At 72.2% G+C, this 14,002-nt stretch carries 17 protein-coding genes; 9 read left to right on the top strand and 8 right to left on the bottom strand.

Annotated features, from left to right (window positions below; all coding sequences use genetic code 11):
- Positions 1 to 2: 2 nt before the first annotated feature.
- Together AB0C03_RS02780 and AB0C03_RS02775 are read right to left on the bottom strand one after the other, a co-directional pair.
- Positions 3 to 314 carry a hypothetical protein gene (locus tag AB0C03_RS02780; protein ID WP_030337420.1) on the bottom strand — a complete coding sequence of 104 codons (312 nt, stop codon included), beginning with the start codon at positions 312 to 314 and terminating at the stop codon, positions 3 to 5.
- A 14-nt stretch (positions 315 to 328) separates the two neighbouring features.
- Positions 329 to 616 carry a hypothetical protein gene (locus AB0C03_RS02775; protein WP_124771959.1) on the bottom strand — a complete coding sequence of 96 codons (288 nt, stop codon included), beginning with the start codon at positions 614 to 616 and terminating at the stop codon, positions 329 to 331.
- 103 nt (positions 617 to 719) lie between these two features.
- On the opposite strand from AB0C03_RS02775, the gene AB0C03_RS02770 reads away from it, so the two are divergent.
- Entirely contained in the window at positions 720 to 1,079 is a 360-nt protein-coding gene (locus AB0C03_RS02770; RefSeq protein ID WP_030337423.1) for a DUF3099 domain-containing protein, read from the top strand.
- 64 nt (positions 1,080 to 1,143) lie between these two features.
- Here AB0C03_RS02770 and AB0C03_RS02765 read toward each other — a convergent pair whose 3' ends face one another.
- Together AB0C03_RS02765 and AB0C03_RS02760 are read right to left on the bottom strand one after the other, a co-directional pair.
- The gene (locus AB0C03_RS02765) at positions 1,144 to 2,043 is read right to left on the bottom strand and encodes a carbohydrate kinase family protein (protein ID WP_030337425.1); all 900 of its coding nucleotides are present in this window, start codon (positions 2,041 to 2,043) and stop codon (positions 1,144 to 1,146) included.
- The gene (locus AB0C03_RS02760; protein ID WP_357633779.1) at positions 2,040 to 2,975 is read right to left on the bottom strand and encodes a pseudouridine-5'-phosphate glycosidase; all 936 of its coding nucleotides are present in this window, start codon (positions 2,973 to 2,975) and stop codon (positions 2,040 to 2,042) included. Before AB0C03_RS02760 ends, AB0C03_RS02765 begins: the two co-directional genes overlap by 4 nt.
- Positions 2,976 to 3,063: 88 nt before the next feature.
- Between AB0C03_RS02760 and AB0C03_RS02755 the strand changes: the two genes are divergently transcribed.
- The 3 genes from AB0C03_RS02755 to AB0C03_RS02745 all read left to right on the top strand — a co-directional run bounded on the left by AB0C03_RS02755 (position 3,064) and on the right by AB0C03_RS02745 (position 5,888).
- Positions 3,064 to 3,282 carry a DUF3039 domain-containing protein gene (locus AB0C03_RS02755; RefSeq protein ID WP_007456912.1) on the top strand — a complete coding sequence of 73 codons (219 nt, stop codon included), beginning with the start codon at positions 3,064 to 3,066 and terminating at the stop codon, positions 3,280 to 3,282.
- A 40-nt stretch (positions 3,283 to 3,322) separates the two neighbouring features.
- Positions 3,323 to 3,985: a trimeric intracellular cation channel family protein gene (locus AB0C03_RS02750; RefSeq protein ID WP_030337428.1), complete on the top strand. Its 663-nt coding sequence runs from the start codon at positions 3,323 to 3,325 to the stop codon at positions 3,983 to 3,985.
- Positions 3,986 to 4,154: 169 nt separating this feature from the next.
- Positions 4,155 to 5,888 (top strand): DEAD/DEAH box helicase, encoded by a 1,734-nt coding sequence (locus AB0C03_RS02745; protein ID WP_279519397.1) that lies wholly within the window; start codon positions 4,155 to 4,157, stop codon positions 5,886 to 5,888.
- A gap of 274 nt (positions 5,889 to 6,162) precedes the next feature.
- Here AB0C03_RS02745 and AB0C03_RS02740 read toward each other — a convergent pair whose 3' ends face one another.
- Together AB0C03_RS02740 and AB0C03_RS02735 are read right to left on the bottom strand one after the other, a co-directional pair.
- On the bottom strand, positions 6,163 to 6,396 hold the full coding sequence (locus AB0C03_RS02740) for a DUF7455 domain-containing protein (RefSeq protein ID WP_030337431.1): 234 nt from the start codon (positions 6,394 to 6,396) through the stop codon (positions 6,163 to 6,165).
- Positions 6,397 to 6,641: 245 nt separating this feature from the next.
- On the bottom strand, positions 6,642 to 8,252 hold the full coding sequence (locus AB0C03_RS02735; RefSeq protein ID WP_030337433.1) for an RNA polymerase sigma factor: 1,611 nt from the start codon (positions 8,250 to 8,252) through the stop codon (positions 6,642 to 6,644).
- Between the two features lie 659 nt (positions 8,253 to 8,911).
- Between AB0C03_RS02735 and AB0C03_RS02730 the strand changes: the two genes are divergently transcribed.
- A complete protein-coding gene (locus AB0C03_RS02730) occupies positions 8,912 to 9,730 on the top strand; it encodes an inositol monophosphatase family protein (protein WP_030337435.1) in 819 nt (272 codons plus the stop codon).
- A 19-nt stretch (positions 9,731 to 9,749) separates the two neighbouring features.
- Here the strand turns inward: AB0C03_RS02730 and AB0C03_RS02725 are convergent, their stop codons facing one another.
- Positions 9,750 to 10,262 carry a LytR C-terminal domain-containing protein gene (locus AB0C03_RS02725; RefSeq protein ID WP_030337437.1) on the bottom strand — a complete coding sequence of 171 codons (513 nt, stop codon included), beginning with the start codon at positions 10,260 to 10,262 and terminating at the stop codon, positions 9,750 to 9,752.
- A 433-nt stretch (positions 10,263 to 10,695) separates the two neighbouring features.
- Between AB0C03_RS02725 and AB0C03_RS02720 the strand changes: the two genes are divergently transcribed.
- On the top strand, positions 10,696 to 10,992 hold the full coding sequence (locus AB0C03_RS02720) for a DUF4193 domain-containing protein (protein ID WP_007075406.1): 297 nt from the start codon (positions 10,696 to 10,698) through the stop codon (positions 10,990 to 10,992).
- A 115-nt stretch (positions 10,993 to 11,107) separates the two neighbouring features.
- Entirely contained in the window at positions 11,108 to 12,013 is a 906-nt protein-coding gene (locus AB0C03_RS02715) for a hypothetical protein (protein WP_081884135.1), read from the top strand.
- 101 nt (positions 12,014 to 12,114) lie between these two features.
- On the opposite strand, the gene AB0C03_RS02710 is transcribed toward AB0C03_RS02715, so the two are convergent.
- Complete coding sequence (locus AB0C03_RS02710; protein ID WP_400447366.1) at positions 12,115 to 12,648, bottom strand: DUF3093 domain-containing protein; 534 nt, start codon at positions 12,646 to 12,648, stop codon at positions 12,115 to 12,117.
- An 84-nt stretch (positions 12,649 to 12,732) separates the two neighbouring features.
- On the opposite strand from AB0C03_RS02710, the gene dut reads away from it, so the two are divergent.
- Together dut and AB0C03_RS02700 are read left to right on the top strand one after the other, a co-directional pair.
- A complete protein-coding gene (dut, locus tag AB0C03_RS02705; protein ID WP_036412536.1) occupies positions 12,733 to 13,269 on the top strand; it encodes a dUTP diphosphatase in 537 nt (178 codons plus the stop codon).
- 25 nt (positions 13,270 to 13,294) lie between these two features.
- The gene (locus AB0C03_RS02700; RefSeq protein WP_030337444.1) at positions 13,295 to 13,957 is read left to right on the top strand and encodes a DUF3710 domain-containing protein; all 663 of its coding nucleotides are present in this window, start codon (positions 13,295 to 13,297) and stop codon (positions 13,955 to 13,957) included.
- Positions 13,958 to 14,002 lie beyond the last annotated feature (45 nt).

Here is a 14,002-nt window from a genome sequence, read left to right as displayed (position 1 = left end):
CCTCAGGCTGCGGTGGGGTGCGCCAGCGAGGCCAGCGCGCGCCGGACGTCGGCCAGCGAGACGGTCGCCGAGTCGTCCAGGTCGGCCAGGCCGGCCTCGATCCACTGGCGCATCAGCGTGGTGACCCCGATGCCCCGGGCGTCGGCGGCGGCGCGGACCCGCTCGTAGGTGTCCAGCGGCAGCCGCACCGAGCGGCTCACCATCGGCACGTCGGTGTCGGGGGTGGGCAGGTCCACCGCCGGGCTCTCGTCGATCAGGTCGGCGATCCGGTCGTCGCCGCCGTGGAACTGCTTGGTCGCGTCGTTACGGTGCATCGTCACGGCCCCCCTCATCGGCGGTCTCTCCGTACGGCCTCGTCGTAGCGCTTGGACTCGACGTCGCTCAGCTCGCGGGCGGAGAGGATGTCCCAGTCGTTGTCGGTGCCATCGGCTTCGGCGAGCAGCACGGCCAGTCGGCGGCCCCGGCGGGCGGCGGCGTAGACCACCATCACGTCGTCACCCAGATGGCGGATGACCCGTCGGGCGCTGTGCAGCGCCTCCCAGACTTCCCCGGGTGTGACGTCGTAGACCCTCAGGTTGGCCAACGCCTCGTCGGTGAAGCTGAACCTGCTGCCCACGCCGGGAGCGTACCACGCACGTAACACGCGACGGGATGACTCGAAGTTCGCTGATCACGGGCCTGCGGTGACAGGATGAGGCGTAACCCCCTCGAGGAGGTCCATGGTGAAGCGTCAGGCGTACCAGCCGATTCTGATCACCGACGCCTCGCGCAGCCAGGACGATCAGCTCAACAGTCGCCAGCGCCGCTATGTCCTCATGATGGGCATCCGGGTGCTGTGCATCATCGTCGGCGCGATCCTGGTCGGTGCGAACGCCCCACTGCTCTGGCTCTGGCTGCCGCTGTGCGGCCTCGGCATGGTGCTCATCCCCTGGCTGGCCGTGCTGCTGGCCAACGACCGGCCGCCGAAGGAAGAGCACCGGTTGGCCAACCGGTTCCACCCCCGCCAGCAGGACGACACCCCGCCGATGAGCCTCACCGCCGAGGAGCGCCCGCACAAGGTCATCGACGTCGAACCCTGACCCGCGAGCGGGCCAGGGTTCGCCCGGTCCGGGCCGTACCACGCCGGTGGCCGCGCGCCGGCCGTTAGGCCTGTGGCCGGGCGCCGGCTGTGGAGACGGCCAGCGCGCCCAGATCGGTGGCACGGCTCAACGCCGCCGCCGGGGTGGCGCCCGCGAGCCACGCGGTGAGCAGACCGGCCGCGAAGGCGTCGCCCGCGCCCGTGACGTCCACCACCGCCACCCGACGGGCCGGCGCCACACAGACCGGCGTGGTGCGGTCGACCCAGACCGCGCCGGCCGCGCCGCCCTTCACCACCACCCGCCGAGCCGTCGCCGACAGCACCCGCCCCTGCGCCGCCGGTTCCAGCCCGCCGGCCAGCACGGTGGCCTCGTCCGCGTTGACCAGGAGCAGGTCGATGTCGCGTACCCAACTCAGGAACGCCGCCGCACCGACCCGCCGTAACGGCGCCGCGGAGGCCGCGTCGACGCTGATGGTGAGCCCGCGCTCGCGGGCGGCGGCCAACGCCCGCAGTCCGGCACCGCGCGACTCGGCGTCCAGCAGGGTGTACGCGGACAGGTGCAGATGCCCCGCGTCGGGCGCCGCCGCGAGGGCCCGCTCGACGTGCGCGGCGCTCAACCGCAGGTTCGCGCCCCGCTGGCTGACCATGGTGCGCTCGTCGTCGGCGGCCAACACGATGACCGTGCCGGTCGGAACCCCTTCGACCCGCTCGATCGCGCAGTCGACGCCCGCCCGGTCGAGCTCGGCCACCCGGTCCCGCCCGGCGTCGTCGTCGCCGACAGCGCCGACGAGCGTGACGTCCACCCGCTGCGCGGCGACCCAGGCGGCGGTGTTGGCCGCCTGCCCGCCACCGCCGAGACTGATCTCGGCCCCGGTGTCCGAACCGGCCGCGAGCGGCCCGGACAGCACGGCGACCACATCGGTGATCACGTCCCCGACGACGAGCACCCGGGCCGGTCGGGTCATGCCGGGACGGCGGTGCTGCGGGCCGCCGAGGCGACCGCGATCCGCGCGGCCAGGTCGGCGTTGCGCAGGATGATCCGCACGTTCACCGCCAGGCTCGCGCCCTCGGTCGACGAGTGGAAGTGCGCGAGCAGGTACGGCGTGACGGCCTTGCCGGTGATCCCGTCGCGCCCCAGCAGGGCCAGACCCTCGGTGAGCGTCCGGTCGTGCAGCTCCGGGTCGAGTTGCTCATCGACCGGCAGCGGGTTGGCGATGAGCAGCCCGCCGGTGTGCACGGCGTGCCCGTCGCGGGCGGCGAGCACGGCGGCGACCTGCTCCGGCGAGTCCACCGACCAGTCCAGGTCGAAGCCGGCGTCGGTGAGGTAGAAGCCGGGGAACCGGCGGGTGCGGTAACCGACCACCGCTACCCCGAGGGTCTCCAGGCGCTCCAGCGTCGCGCCCACGTCGAGGATCGACTTGACCCCGGCGCAGACCACGGCGATCGGGGTCTGCGCCAGGGTGACCAGGTCCGCCGACTCGTCGAAGGTGTGCGCGGCCTCCCGGTGCACCCCACCCAGCCCGCCGGTGGCGAACACGCCGATGCCGGCGGCGGCGGCCACCGCGCTGGTCGCGGCCACCGTTGTCGCGCCGTCAGCACCGGTCGCGGCGGCCACCGCGAGGTCGCGGACGGAGAGCTTGGTCACGCCGTCGACAGTGGCCAGCCGGGTCAGCTGCGCGTCGTCCAGGCCGACCACCAGCTCGCCGGCGATCATCCCGATCGTGGCCGGAACGGCCCCGGCGTCCCGAACGGTCTGCTCGATCTCCCGGGCCACCCGCAGATTCTCCGGCCGGGGCAGGCCGTGCGAGACGATGGTGCTCTCCAGGGCGACGACGGGCCGGCCGTCGCGCAGGGCTTCGGCGACGGGGGTGCCGTAGCTGATGCGAAAGTCAGTCACACGGGCACCGTACGGGGTGGTGCCTCGGCCGGCCTCAAGTGGACCCGGCCGTGATGACCTGCCAAACTTGACGGTCGGAGGTGCAGACGTGAGCACAGAGGTTCTCGAGCGTCCAGAGCTGAAGGACGCCGACACCGGTCCCGAGATGTTCCACTACGTCCGCAAGGAGAAGATCGCCGAGAGCGCCGTCATGGGCACTTTCGTCGTCGCTCTGTGCGGCGAGACCTTCCCGGTCACCAAGGCGGCCAAGCCCGGTTCCCCGGTCTGCCCGAAGTGCAAGGAGATCTACGACTCGTACCGCGAGTGAACCTCGGCCGGCGCTCCGGCCGGCGACGTAGCCTGCGGCGGTGACCACCTCCACCGCCCTGCTCGTCGCCGACCTGACCGGGGTGGCGGTGTTCGCCGCCTCCGGGGCCTCGGCGGCGGTGGCCAAGCGACTGGACCTGTTCGGCATCGCGTTCGTCGGCTTCGTGGCCGCCCTCGGCGGTGGAATCCTGCGGGACCTGGTCATCGACGAGGTGCCACCGCTGGCCTTCGCCGACTGGCGGTACGCGGCCACCGCCGCGATCACCGCGCTCGCCGTCTTCTGGCTGCACCCCCAGCTGACCCGACTGCGGACGACAGTGCTGGTGCTGGACGCGGCCGGTCTGGCGCTGTTCACCGTCACCGGCACGCTCAAGGCGCTCGACGCCCGGGTGCCGGCGGTCGGAGCCTGCCTGATCGGCATGCTCGCCGCTATCGGCGGCGGGCTCGGCCGGGACCTGCTCACCGCCGAGATCCCGGTCGTGCTGCGCCGCGAGATCTACGCGCTGGCCGCGCTGGCCGGCGCGATCCTGGTGGTGCTGCTGTACGCCACCGGGCAGACCGGACCCGCACCGCTCACCGCCGCCGCCGTCCTGGTCTTCGGGCTGCGCCTGATCGCGCTGCGTCGACGCTGGTCCGCGCCGGTGGCCCGGCTGCGCCCGCCGCGCGCCGACGGGGCGGATCCGCGCACCGACCGGGAGTGGTGAGGCGGTCGAGAGATGTGACCAGCGTGGCGTCGCCTGGGCCGCACCGCCCGCGCTGGTTATGCTGAGTCGGCCTTCGCGGCAGCTTCTGCGCGGAGGCGTTTTCATGGGCGGCGGATACTCGTGGCCCTCGCCCGGGGTCCGCCGTCGTGCGGTCGGAGAGGAGCTTCGCGTGGCAGCCCGGACGCCGGTGCTTGAGACGTTCCCGGCACTTCGCGCCTGGCAGCGCAAGGCCCTGGTGGAGTACCTGCGGCGGCGCAGCGAGGATTTCACGGCGGTCGCCACGCCGGGCGCCGGCAAGACCACCTTCGCCCTGCGGATCGCTGCGGAACTGCTCGGCGACGGCACCGTCGAGGCGGTCACCGTGGTCGCGCCCACCGAGCACCTGAAGAACCAGTGGTCCGAAGCCGCGGCGCGGGTGGGCATCCAGCTCGACGCCGCCTTCCGCAACGCCGACCTGCACTCCGCCGCCGACTTCCACGGCGCGGTGGTCACCTACGCCCAGGTGGGCATGGCGCCGCAGGTGCACCGGCGGCGCACCATGACCCGGCGCACCCTGGTCATCCTCGACGAGATCCACCACGCCGGCGACTCCCGGTCCTGGGGCGACGGGGTGAAGGCCGCCTTCGAACCCGCCGTACGCCGGTTGATGCTCACCGGGACGCCGTTCCGCTCCGACGACAACCCGATCCCGTTCGTCAGCTACGAGCGGGGCGGGGACGGGCTCCTGCGTTCCCGCGCCGACTCGGTGTATGGCTACTCCGACGCCCTGCGCGACGGCGTGGTCCGGCCGGTGCTCTTCCTGGCGTACTCCGGGGAGACCCGCTGGCGTACCAACGCGGGGGAGGAGCTGGCGGCGCGCCTGGGTGAGCCGATGACCCAGGACCTGGTGGCGCAGGCGTGGCGTACCGCCCTGGACCCGGCCGGTGACTGGATGCCGCAGGTGCTGCGGGCCGCCGACGCCCGACTCACCGTGCTGCGCAACGCCGGCATGGCCGACGCCGGTGGTCTGATCATCGCCACCGACCAGCAGACCGCCCGCTCGTACGCCAAGCTGATCGAGCAGGTGACCGGCGAGAAGGCCGCCGTGGTGCTCTCCGACGACCAGGGCGCGTCCGCCCGGATCGCGACGTTCGCGGCGTCCGAGCAGCGCTGGCTGGTCGCGGTGCGGATGGTGTCCGAAGGGGTCGACATCCCGCGACTGGCGGTCGGGGTCTACGCCACGAGCGCCAGTACGCCGCTCTACTTCGCCCAGGCGATCGGCCGGTTCGTGCGGGCCCGCCGGCCGGGGGAGACCGCGTCGGTCTTCCTGCCCAGCGTGCCGCACCTGCTCGGGTTGGCCAGCGAGATGGAGACCGAGCGCGACCACGTCCTCGGCAAACCCAAGGAAGCCGACGGTTTCGACGACGACCTGCTGGAACGTGCGCAGCGCGACGACCAGGCCAGCGGGGAGTTGGAGAAGCGGTTCGCGGCGCTCTCGGCCACCGCCGAGCTGGACCAGGTGATCTTCGACGGCGCGTCGTTCGGTACCGCTGCCCAGGCCGGCACCCCCGAGGAGGAGGAGTACCTCGGCCTGCCCGGCCTGCTCACCGCCGACCAGGTGTCGCTGCTGCTGACCAAGCGGCAGGCCGCACAGCTCGCCGCCCAACGCCGTCGTACGGCCGACAGGGCCGCTGAGCCGGCCGCTGCGCCCACCGCGGCGCCCCCGGCACCCATGAGCGCCGCCCAGCGTCGGGTGGCGCTCCGGCGTCAACTGAACGCCCTCGTGGCCGCCCGACACCACCGCACCGGCCAGCCGCACGGCAAGATCCATGCCGAACTGCGCCGGCTCTGCGGCGGCCCGCCGAGCGCCCAGGCCACCATCGAGCAGCTCGAGGAACGCATCGCCACCGTGCAGACCCTCTAGCACGCCGGCCGCCGGGCAGGCGCCGGGCTGGGCTGGGCTGGCTGGGGCCGGGCTGGCTGGCGCCGGGCCGGGCTGGCTGCTTGATCAACTCGGTTTCCTGAAAAACGCGGTGTCCGCGCGAGGTGGACAGCGCGACTTCCGTGAAACCGAGTGGATCACCGTGCCCTGCCGCCGCTGAGGATCGCCTGCCCGGATGCCCGACGCACGTTTGGACCGAAAAGCCGGCCGGAGGCACCCTCTGGGTGCCTCCGGCCGGCTATGTCGGTTTGCGGATTTAGTTCGCCATCAGATCGGCGCCACGCCAGCTGAAATCGGGCTCCGTAGCGAACCGCTCGGTGATCTTCACGAGATCCTCCGCGTACTTGTTCGCGTGGTGCCCGCAGAACACCAGCTCGCTCCCACCCGCCAGAGTGATCCGGAGCTTCCCGGCAGCATTGCAGCGGTCGCACCGTTCATCGGCGGCTGGGGGCGCCACCGTCTCGGGCGGCGGCGTGAGGGTCGGGGTCATCGCCTTCCTCCTCTGGTCGTCACCGATGAACAATCTCTTCGGTCGTTGCTCACCTATCGTGCAACACCCTTACTAGGCACTGCCTTCCCTGTGTGCCCGCGGGGGACCGAGGTCACACCTGGAAGGGACAGTGTGCCGTGCACCCAGGGTGCCACGTCAACGATCACATTCGTGCATCCGGACGATCACCATCTGGTGTTGCACACCAGGTGGTCAAAACGACACGTTGGGTTGACGAAACCCGCTCAGTCCAGGTAATCCCTGAGGACCTGCGACCGGGACGGGTGACGCAGCTTCGACATCGTCTTGGACTCGATCTGCCGGATCCGCTCCCGGGTCACCCCGTAGACCTGGCCGATCTCGTCGAGCGTCCGAGGCTGGCCGTCGGTCAGGCCGAAGCGCAGGCGTACCACACCCGCCTCACGCTCGGAGAGCGTCTGCAGCACCTGCTGGAGCTGGTCCTGCAGGAGCGAGAAGGAAACCGCGTCGACCGCAACCACGGCCTCGGAATCCTCGATGAAGTCGCCGAGCTGGCTGTCGCCCTCGTCGCCGATGGTCTGGTCCAGTGAAATGGGCTCCCGAGCGTACTGCTGGATCTCCAGCACCTTCTCGGGTGTGATGTCCATCTCCTTGGCCAGCTCCTCCGGAGTGGGCTCGCGGCCCAGATCCTGGAGCAGCTCACGCTGTATGCGGCCGAGCTTGTTGATGACCTCGACCATGTGCACCGGGATGCGGATGGTACGGGCCTGATCGGCCATTGCTCGGGTGATGGCCTGTCGGATCCACCAGGTGGCGTACGTGGAGAACTTGTAGCCCTTGGTGTAGTCGAACTTCTCGACCGCCCGGATCAGGCCGAGGTTGCCCTCCTGGATCAGGTCGAGGAAGGCCATGCCACGGCCGGTGTAGCGCTTGGCCAGCGACACCACCAGTCGGAGGTTCGCCTCCAGGAGGTGGTTCTTGGCCCGCTCGCCGTCCCGGGAGATCCAGCCCAGGTCACGGACCATCTCCCGGACGAGCTTCTCCTCGCCCTCGTCGGCGGCCCGCAGCCGCTCGGCGGCGTAGAGCCCGGCCTCGATCCGCTTGGCCAGTTCCACCTCCTGCTCGGCGTTGAGCAGCGGAACCTTGCCGATCTGCTTCAGGTACGCCCGCACGGAGTCGGCGGAGGCGGTCAGCTCGGCGTCACGTCGCGCCTGCTTGAGGGCCTCGGACTCCTCGTCGTCCCACTCGAAGTCGTTGTCGGTCGCCGAGGCGGCGGCGTCGGTCTCGGCGGCCTGGGCCAGCTCGGCCGGCTCCTCGACCACCACATCCTCGATCGCGGCGGCCAGCTCCTCCGGGTCGATCTCGCCCTCGGCGCCCTCGCCCTTGGCCTTGCCGGCGGCCTTGGTCGGCTTGGCTCCGGCAGCCGCTGCCACCGTCGCCTTGGTGGCTCGGGTCGACCGGGTCGCCTTCGCCGGCGTCGCCGCGGCGGCCTCGGCGGCGGTGCCGGTCGCCTTGCGGGCGGCCACCTTGCGCGGGCCCGGCGTCGACGGGGCGTCGTCGGCGGCGGGCGCCTGCTTCGGGGCCGGCGCGGCTGCCTTCTTGGTGGTCTTGGCGGTGGTGGCCCGGGACGCCGGCGTGGTCGAGCGGGCCGCGGCGACGCGGCGACGGGTGCTCGCCGAGCCGTCCACCACGACGGTCACTCCCGCCTCGGAGAGCGCCCGCAGGATCTTCTTGGCCTGGGCCGGAGTCACCTCGGCGGACTCGACGGTGCGCGCGAGCTGGGCCGACGTGAGCTGGCCACCGGCGCTCTGCGCGTGGGCGATCAGGGTGTCGGTGAGCGAGCGAACGTCGGCGCCGGGCTGGCGGGGTTCTGTCACGAATGACCTTCCGGAGGCGAAGAGCGGGCACGGCGTGTTCGTCCAGCGCAGCGAGGGTTACCGTGCCGGGCGATGTGGTTGAGGGACCCCCGTGTCACGGTCCGGCCGGTGATCGGCGGTCCGTGCCGCGTGGGCAGGGGTGAATTGTAACGCCGTCTGCGGCGATCATCCTGCTCCGCACCGCGTACCGCCGGTGGGGACCGTCAGCGCGGCGGAGATGTTGGCTTCGCGGTAATGATAGCCGCGTGGCCGGCGAAGGGCGCCCGTCGTCGAGCCCGGCGGTGCGCAGATCGTGTCCGAACCGCCGCCTGAGCAGCGGGTACGCGGTTGGTGCGGTGGTGGCGAGGGTGCCGGCGGGGATCACCGGGACCACCGGCGGCCTGGCCGGTGGTGGCCCCACCAGGTCGCGGTTGGGCAACGGTTGCGAGCTGAGCATGGACAGGGCGGTAAGCACTTAAGCGACATTACCAACCTAAAGGGGCATATTTGCTGAGGTTGGCCCGGTCAGTCCGCGCCTGTGGGCCAGGTGGCCCCGCAGGGGGATGCCCTGCGCAAACATCCCGGTCTGGTGCCGTCGCACCGCGTGGGGAACGATGATCTTCGGAAGCCGGGTCGCCAGTTCCACCCACCTGCACCCGGCGTGCGGAAAGAGGCGAATCATGACCAACTCGGCTACGCCGCCGTCGGAGCTGCTGGCCATCGCGCTGGAGGTCGCCCGGGACGCGGCGGACACCGCGTACCGGATGCGCGCCGAGGGGGTCGTCGTGGCCGCCACCAAGAGCACCGTCACCGACGTGGTCACCGCCGCCGACCGGGCGGTGGAGCGGCAGATCCTCGACGCGCTGGCCGCGCTCCGCCCGGACGACTCGGTGCTCGGCGAGGAGTACGGCGAGGGGACCTCCGACGCGGGGCGCAGCGGGGTGCGCTGGATCGTCGACCCGATCGACGGCACCGTGAACTACCTGTACGGGCTGCCGCACTCGGCGGTCTCGCTGGCTGCCGAGGTGGACGGGGTGGTGGTCGCCGGCGTCGTGCGCAACGTGAGCACCGGCGAGGAGTGGACCGCCACGGCCGGCGGCGGTGCCTGGCGCGACGGCGTCCGGCTGCACTGCTCCGTCGAGGTCGACCTGGGGCAGGCGCTGGTCGGCACCGGCTTCGGCTACGACGCCGCCCGCCGGGCGCACCAGGCGCGGGTGGTGGCCGGGCTGATCGCACACGTGCGGGACATCCGTCGGCTCGGCGCCGCCGCGCTGGACCTCTGCCTGGTCGCCGAGGGGCGCCTCGACGCGTACTTCGAGAAGGGTCTTGCGGCCTGGGACCTGGCGGCGGGCGGGCTGGTGGCCGCCGAGGCGGGGGTTCGGGTCGCCGGCCTGGCCGGTCGACCGCCCGGGCCGGACCTGGTGGTCGCGGCCCCGCCCGCGCTCTTCGCGCCGCTGCACGATCGGCTGGCCGCCCTGGACGCGTCCGGCGGTCCCTGACGCCGGGGCGGTTACGCCGTCACTTGGCGGGTGGGGACGGGCAGGAGCCCTTGGGCGCCACCGGCGGGCCCGAGTCGCCGAGGGACTGGTTGACCTCGGTCGTGGTGGCGAGCTGCTGGAAGCGGTTGCCCAGCACCACGTCCACGGTGTCGTCGGTGCGCTTCGGGTCGTAGCCCGGCACGGCGTTGTTGAGGAAGTACGCCTGGAGCAGGTGCGCGGAACCGACGCCCTTCGGGCCGAACCGCAGCACCGCGACGCTGTCGACCTTCTTTTCGTTCCCGGTCTTCTTGACCTGGAACTGTCGGTTGCTGAACTCGTCGGCGACGGTGTGGGCGAGGCCGGGCTGGTCTGTGGCGTTGAATACGTTGATCTTGACGTCCTTGCGCTCGCGCAGGGTCAGATCCGCCAGTGGCCAACCCTCGGGGCAACCCGCCGCGGTGCCCGCGTTGCCCTGGCTGTCGCGGACCACGGCGACGACGACGAAGACCAGGGCGATGACCGCCAACAGGCCGACGACGACGAGTGCTCGCACGCGCGCAAAACTCATCAGGGCACTCCCCGGACCTCAGGTGGGTGGTGACGGCCAGGAACGATCGCTCAGGCCGCCGGCCGTCGAATACGCCGCTGAGGTTAACGGTTGTCCGGCCGTCGCGTGGAAACAGCCCGACATGCCGGCGCGGCGACCGCGAACCGGGTACTACTACCCCTATCTTCGTGTCGCCTGAATCACATTGGGAACAACTTCGCGTGCGGGGGCGTACATCTCAGCCGCAAGGGCGGTATACATGCCTCGCCCAAGGGGGGGTAAGGTTCCGCGCTCGCAGGGGAGTCGCCCCAGCGAGCTCGACCCGTTCGGTCCTCGGGTCGGGTGCCCGACACAAGTGGTGGCCGGCCAGCGGAACCGAAACAGCGTCGTCCGGCGTTACAACCGGAAGCGACAACATCGATATGGGAGAGTGAAACCGATGGCCACCGACTACGACGCCCCGCGTCGCGACGAGGTCGACCTCGGCGAGGACAGCCTGGAAGAGCTCAAGGCACGGCGCGTCGACTCACAGTCGGGCGCGGTGGATGTCGACGAGGCCGAGGTGGCCGAGAGCTTCGAGCTGCCCGGTGCCGATCTGGCCGACGAGGAGCTCACGGTCAAGGTGCTTCCGATGCAGCAGGACGAGTTCAGGTGCGCCCGCTGCTTCCTGGTCCACCACCGTAGCCAGCTGGCGGTCGAGCGCAACGGCGAGCTGATCTGCCGCGAGTGCGTCTGACAACCACGACACGGCGGCGGCCTCCGGAACGGGGCCGCCGCTGCCGGTGTAGGCATGCGTCAGCGGTGGGTACCTGCTTGACTCGTAGCGGGTAGCCACAGCACCGGGAGGTCCGATGAGCGATCGAGGCGGCACCACCGATGGCGGCACGGACGGCCTCGGCGCCACCGGTGGTGCGAGTGACGTCAGGGCCCCTGGTGGCGCGGGTGATCCTGGCGCCGACGGCGATGCGAGCGGCCTCGGTACTGACGGCGGCGCGAGCGACCTTGGTGCCACCGTCGCGGCGTTGACAGCTGACGACATCGAGCCGGCCCGTCGCCGCCAACTGCTGACCCGGATGGTCGGGCAGGCCCGCGCACGAGGCGTCTCCGACCTGTTCAAGCCCCGCGCCGCCGTGCGGTGGATGGTCGACACCGTCGCCGAGATCGCCCCGCACGTGCCGGTACGGGACCTGGACGCCCTGCGCCGGCACTTCCCCGGCCTGGACGACGCCGCCCTGGCCGACAGGCTCATCCGCAACGCGTCGAGGACCACCGCAGCGATCGGCGCGGCCGGCGGGGGTGTCGCCGCCGTCGAGTGGACTGTCGCCCCGACCCTGCTCTCCGCGCCGGTGCTGCTCGCCGCCGAGACCGTGGCTGTGGTGGCGGTGGAGCTGAAACTGGTGGGCGAGCTGCACGAGATCCACGGGGTGGCGCTGCCGACCGGCGGCAGCCAACGGGCGGTCGCCCTGGTGCATTCCTGGGCCACCCAGCGGGGCGTCAACCCGATGGTGCCCGGCGTGGGTGTGGGAGCGATCCTCGGCACCGCCGCCCGCAAGGAACTCCGCGACATGCTGCTGCGGCGGTTCGGTCGCAACCTCACCACGCTCGGGCCGTTCCTGACCGGCGCTGCGGTGGCCAGCTTCCTCAACCGCCGGGCCACTCAGCAGATGGCCGAACAACTCCAGGTCGACCTGCGTCGGCGGGGCATCGCCCGGCCCGCGCCACCGACGGCCCTCCCGGGCCCGCCAACCGGCACCTGAGCCCGCCTTCGCCGTCCGGGGCGGGACCCTGAGCCCGCCTTCGCCGTCCGGTCTGAGCGGGGCCTTCCGGCCGTCGGGTCAGGCCGGTTTCCGGCGTCGGGTCAGGCCGGCTCGCCCGCCGTCGGGTGGGACTGCGTCAGGGCGTCCCGCGCGGCCAGCACCGCCTCGGCCAGCTCGACCGGGTGGCGGGTGCTGACCACCCAGAACGGGGTCGGGTCCGCCGGATCGTTGAGGATCACCTGCACGGCGCCACCGATCCATGGTCGCTGTACCACGAAGGCGAGCGGGTCCGCGCCGACGCCGAGCACCTCACGTCGGCCGGCCACGTCCAGCGGCACCACGTCGGCCACGAAACGTACCGGCAGGCGGGCGTCGTCCACCCGCAGCTCGCCATCGGCCACCCCGACCCGGATCCGGCCCAGCCACCACAGCCCGGCCGCGGTGAGCGGCACCAGCACGACGAACGGCAGCCAGGCGCGGACGCCGGAGGCGCCCATCCAGATCTCGACGGCCAGCAACGCGGCGGCCACCAGCCCGGCCAGCCACAGCCACCAGGGCAGATCCAGCCGCTCGGCGTACGCCGCACGGGCGGCGACGGGCGGCTGATCGGCGGACGGGGAGGACGACATGCTCACTCCTGCGAGGGTACGGCGCACGGCGGCGCGACGAACCGGCAGGATGGCAGGGTCACCCCGCGAACCGGACGGAAGAGGGGACCCGTGACCGACGTCGTACCCGTGCCCGTGCAGCTGCTCGACAGCGAGCTGCCGCTGCCCACGTACGCCCATCCCGGCGACGCCGGGGCCGACCTGGTGGCGGCCGCGGACGTGGAGCTGCCGCCCGGTGGTCGTGCCCTGGTGCCCACCGGGGTGGCCATCGCGTTGCCCGAGGGGTACGTGGGCCTGGTCCATCCGCGCTCCGGTCTGGCGGCCAGGCTCGGCGTGACGGTGCTCAACGCGCCCGGTACGGTCGACGCCGGCTACCGGGGTGAGATCCTGGTCAACCTGATCAATCATGATCGGGATGTGCCGGCGAAGATCTCCCGCGGCGACCGGATCGCGCAGCTCGTGGTCCAGCAGGTCGCACGGGCGCGGTTCGAGCCGGTGGTCGAGCTGCCCGCGTCCCGGCGTGGGACCGGTGGGCACGGGTCCACCGGTGGGCACGCCGGGCTGGTGCCGTCGCCGACGGGTCAGGACCGGGTCGAGCGGCGGCCGAGCGAGCCGGGCCGCGGGCAGACGGAAGAGGTGGCAGGGTGAGTGTGAACAGCGGAGGGCAGGCGCAGTGATCTTCTCCCGAAAGCGGGCCGACGCCGAGCGGCAGACCCGTGACGAGCGGGTTACCCAGGTCCCGGACCAGGGCGATGCGGCGCCGACGCTGGAGCGCGGCCCGTACGACATCTCCGAGAGCTACGACGACGTGCAGCGCCTCGACCTCGGCAGCCTGCACATCCCGGCGATCGCCGACGTCGAGGTGCGGGTGCAGGCCGACCCGCAGGGTGTGATCCAGCAGGTGGTGCTGGTGCACGGCGACAACGCGCTCCAGCTGGGCGTCTTCGCCGCCCCCCGGTCCGAGGGGATCTGGGACGAGGTGCGCGAGGAGATCCGGCAGTCGCTGCTCCGCGACGGCGCGAGCGCGCAGGAGGTCGCCGGCGAGTACGGCCCGGAGCTGCACGCCCAGGTGCGTACCCCGGACGGCACCACGAACCTGCGGTTCGTCGGAATCGACGGGCCGCGCTGGATGGTCCGTGGCGTGTTCCAGGGCCCGGTGGCCACCGACCCGGCCCTGGGCGGGCCGCTCGTCGAGTGCCTGGACGGCCTGGTGGTCGACCGTGGGCAGGAGGCGAAGCCGGTCCGCGAGCCGCTGCCGCTGCGGTTGCCCCGGGAGGTCGCCGACCAGGCCGCGGCCGAGGCGGACGACGCCGCCGCCGCACCGCGTCAGGTCTGACCCGCGCGCACCGGCCCGCCGGAACCAGCCCCGTCGGCGTACGCT

The sequence above is a fragment of the Micromonospora parva genome (assembly GCF_040649675.1).
GTDB classification, from domain to species: Bacteria; Actinomycetota; Actinomycetes; order Mycobacteriales; family Micromonosporaceae; genus Micromonospora; species Micromonospora parva.
The sequence above is the reverse complement of the archived record's forward strand: the minus strand, read 5'-3'. Positions and strand labels throughout refer to the sequence as shown.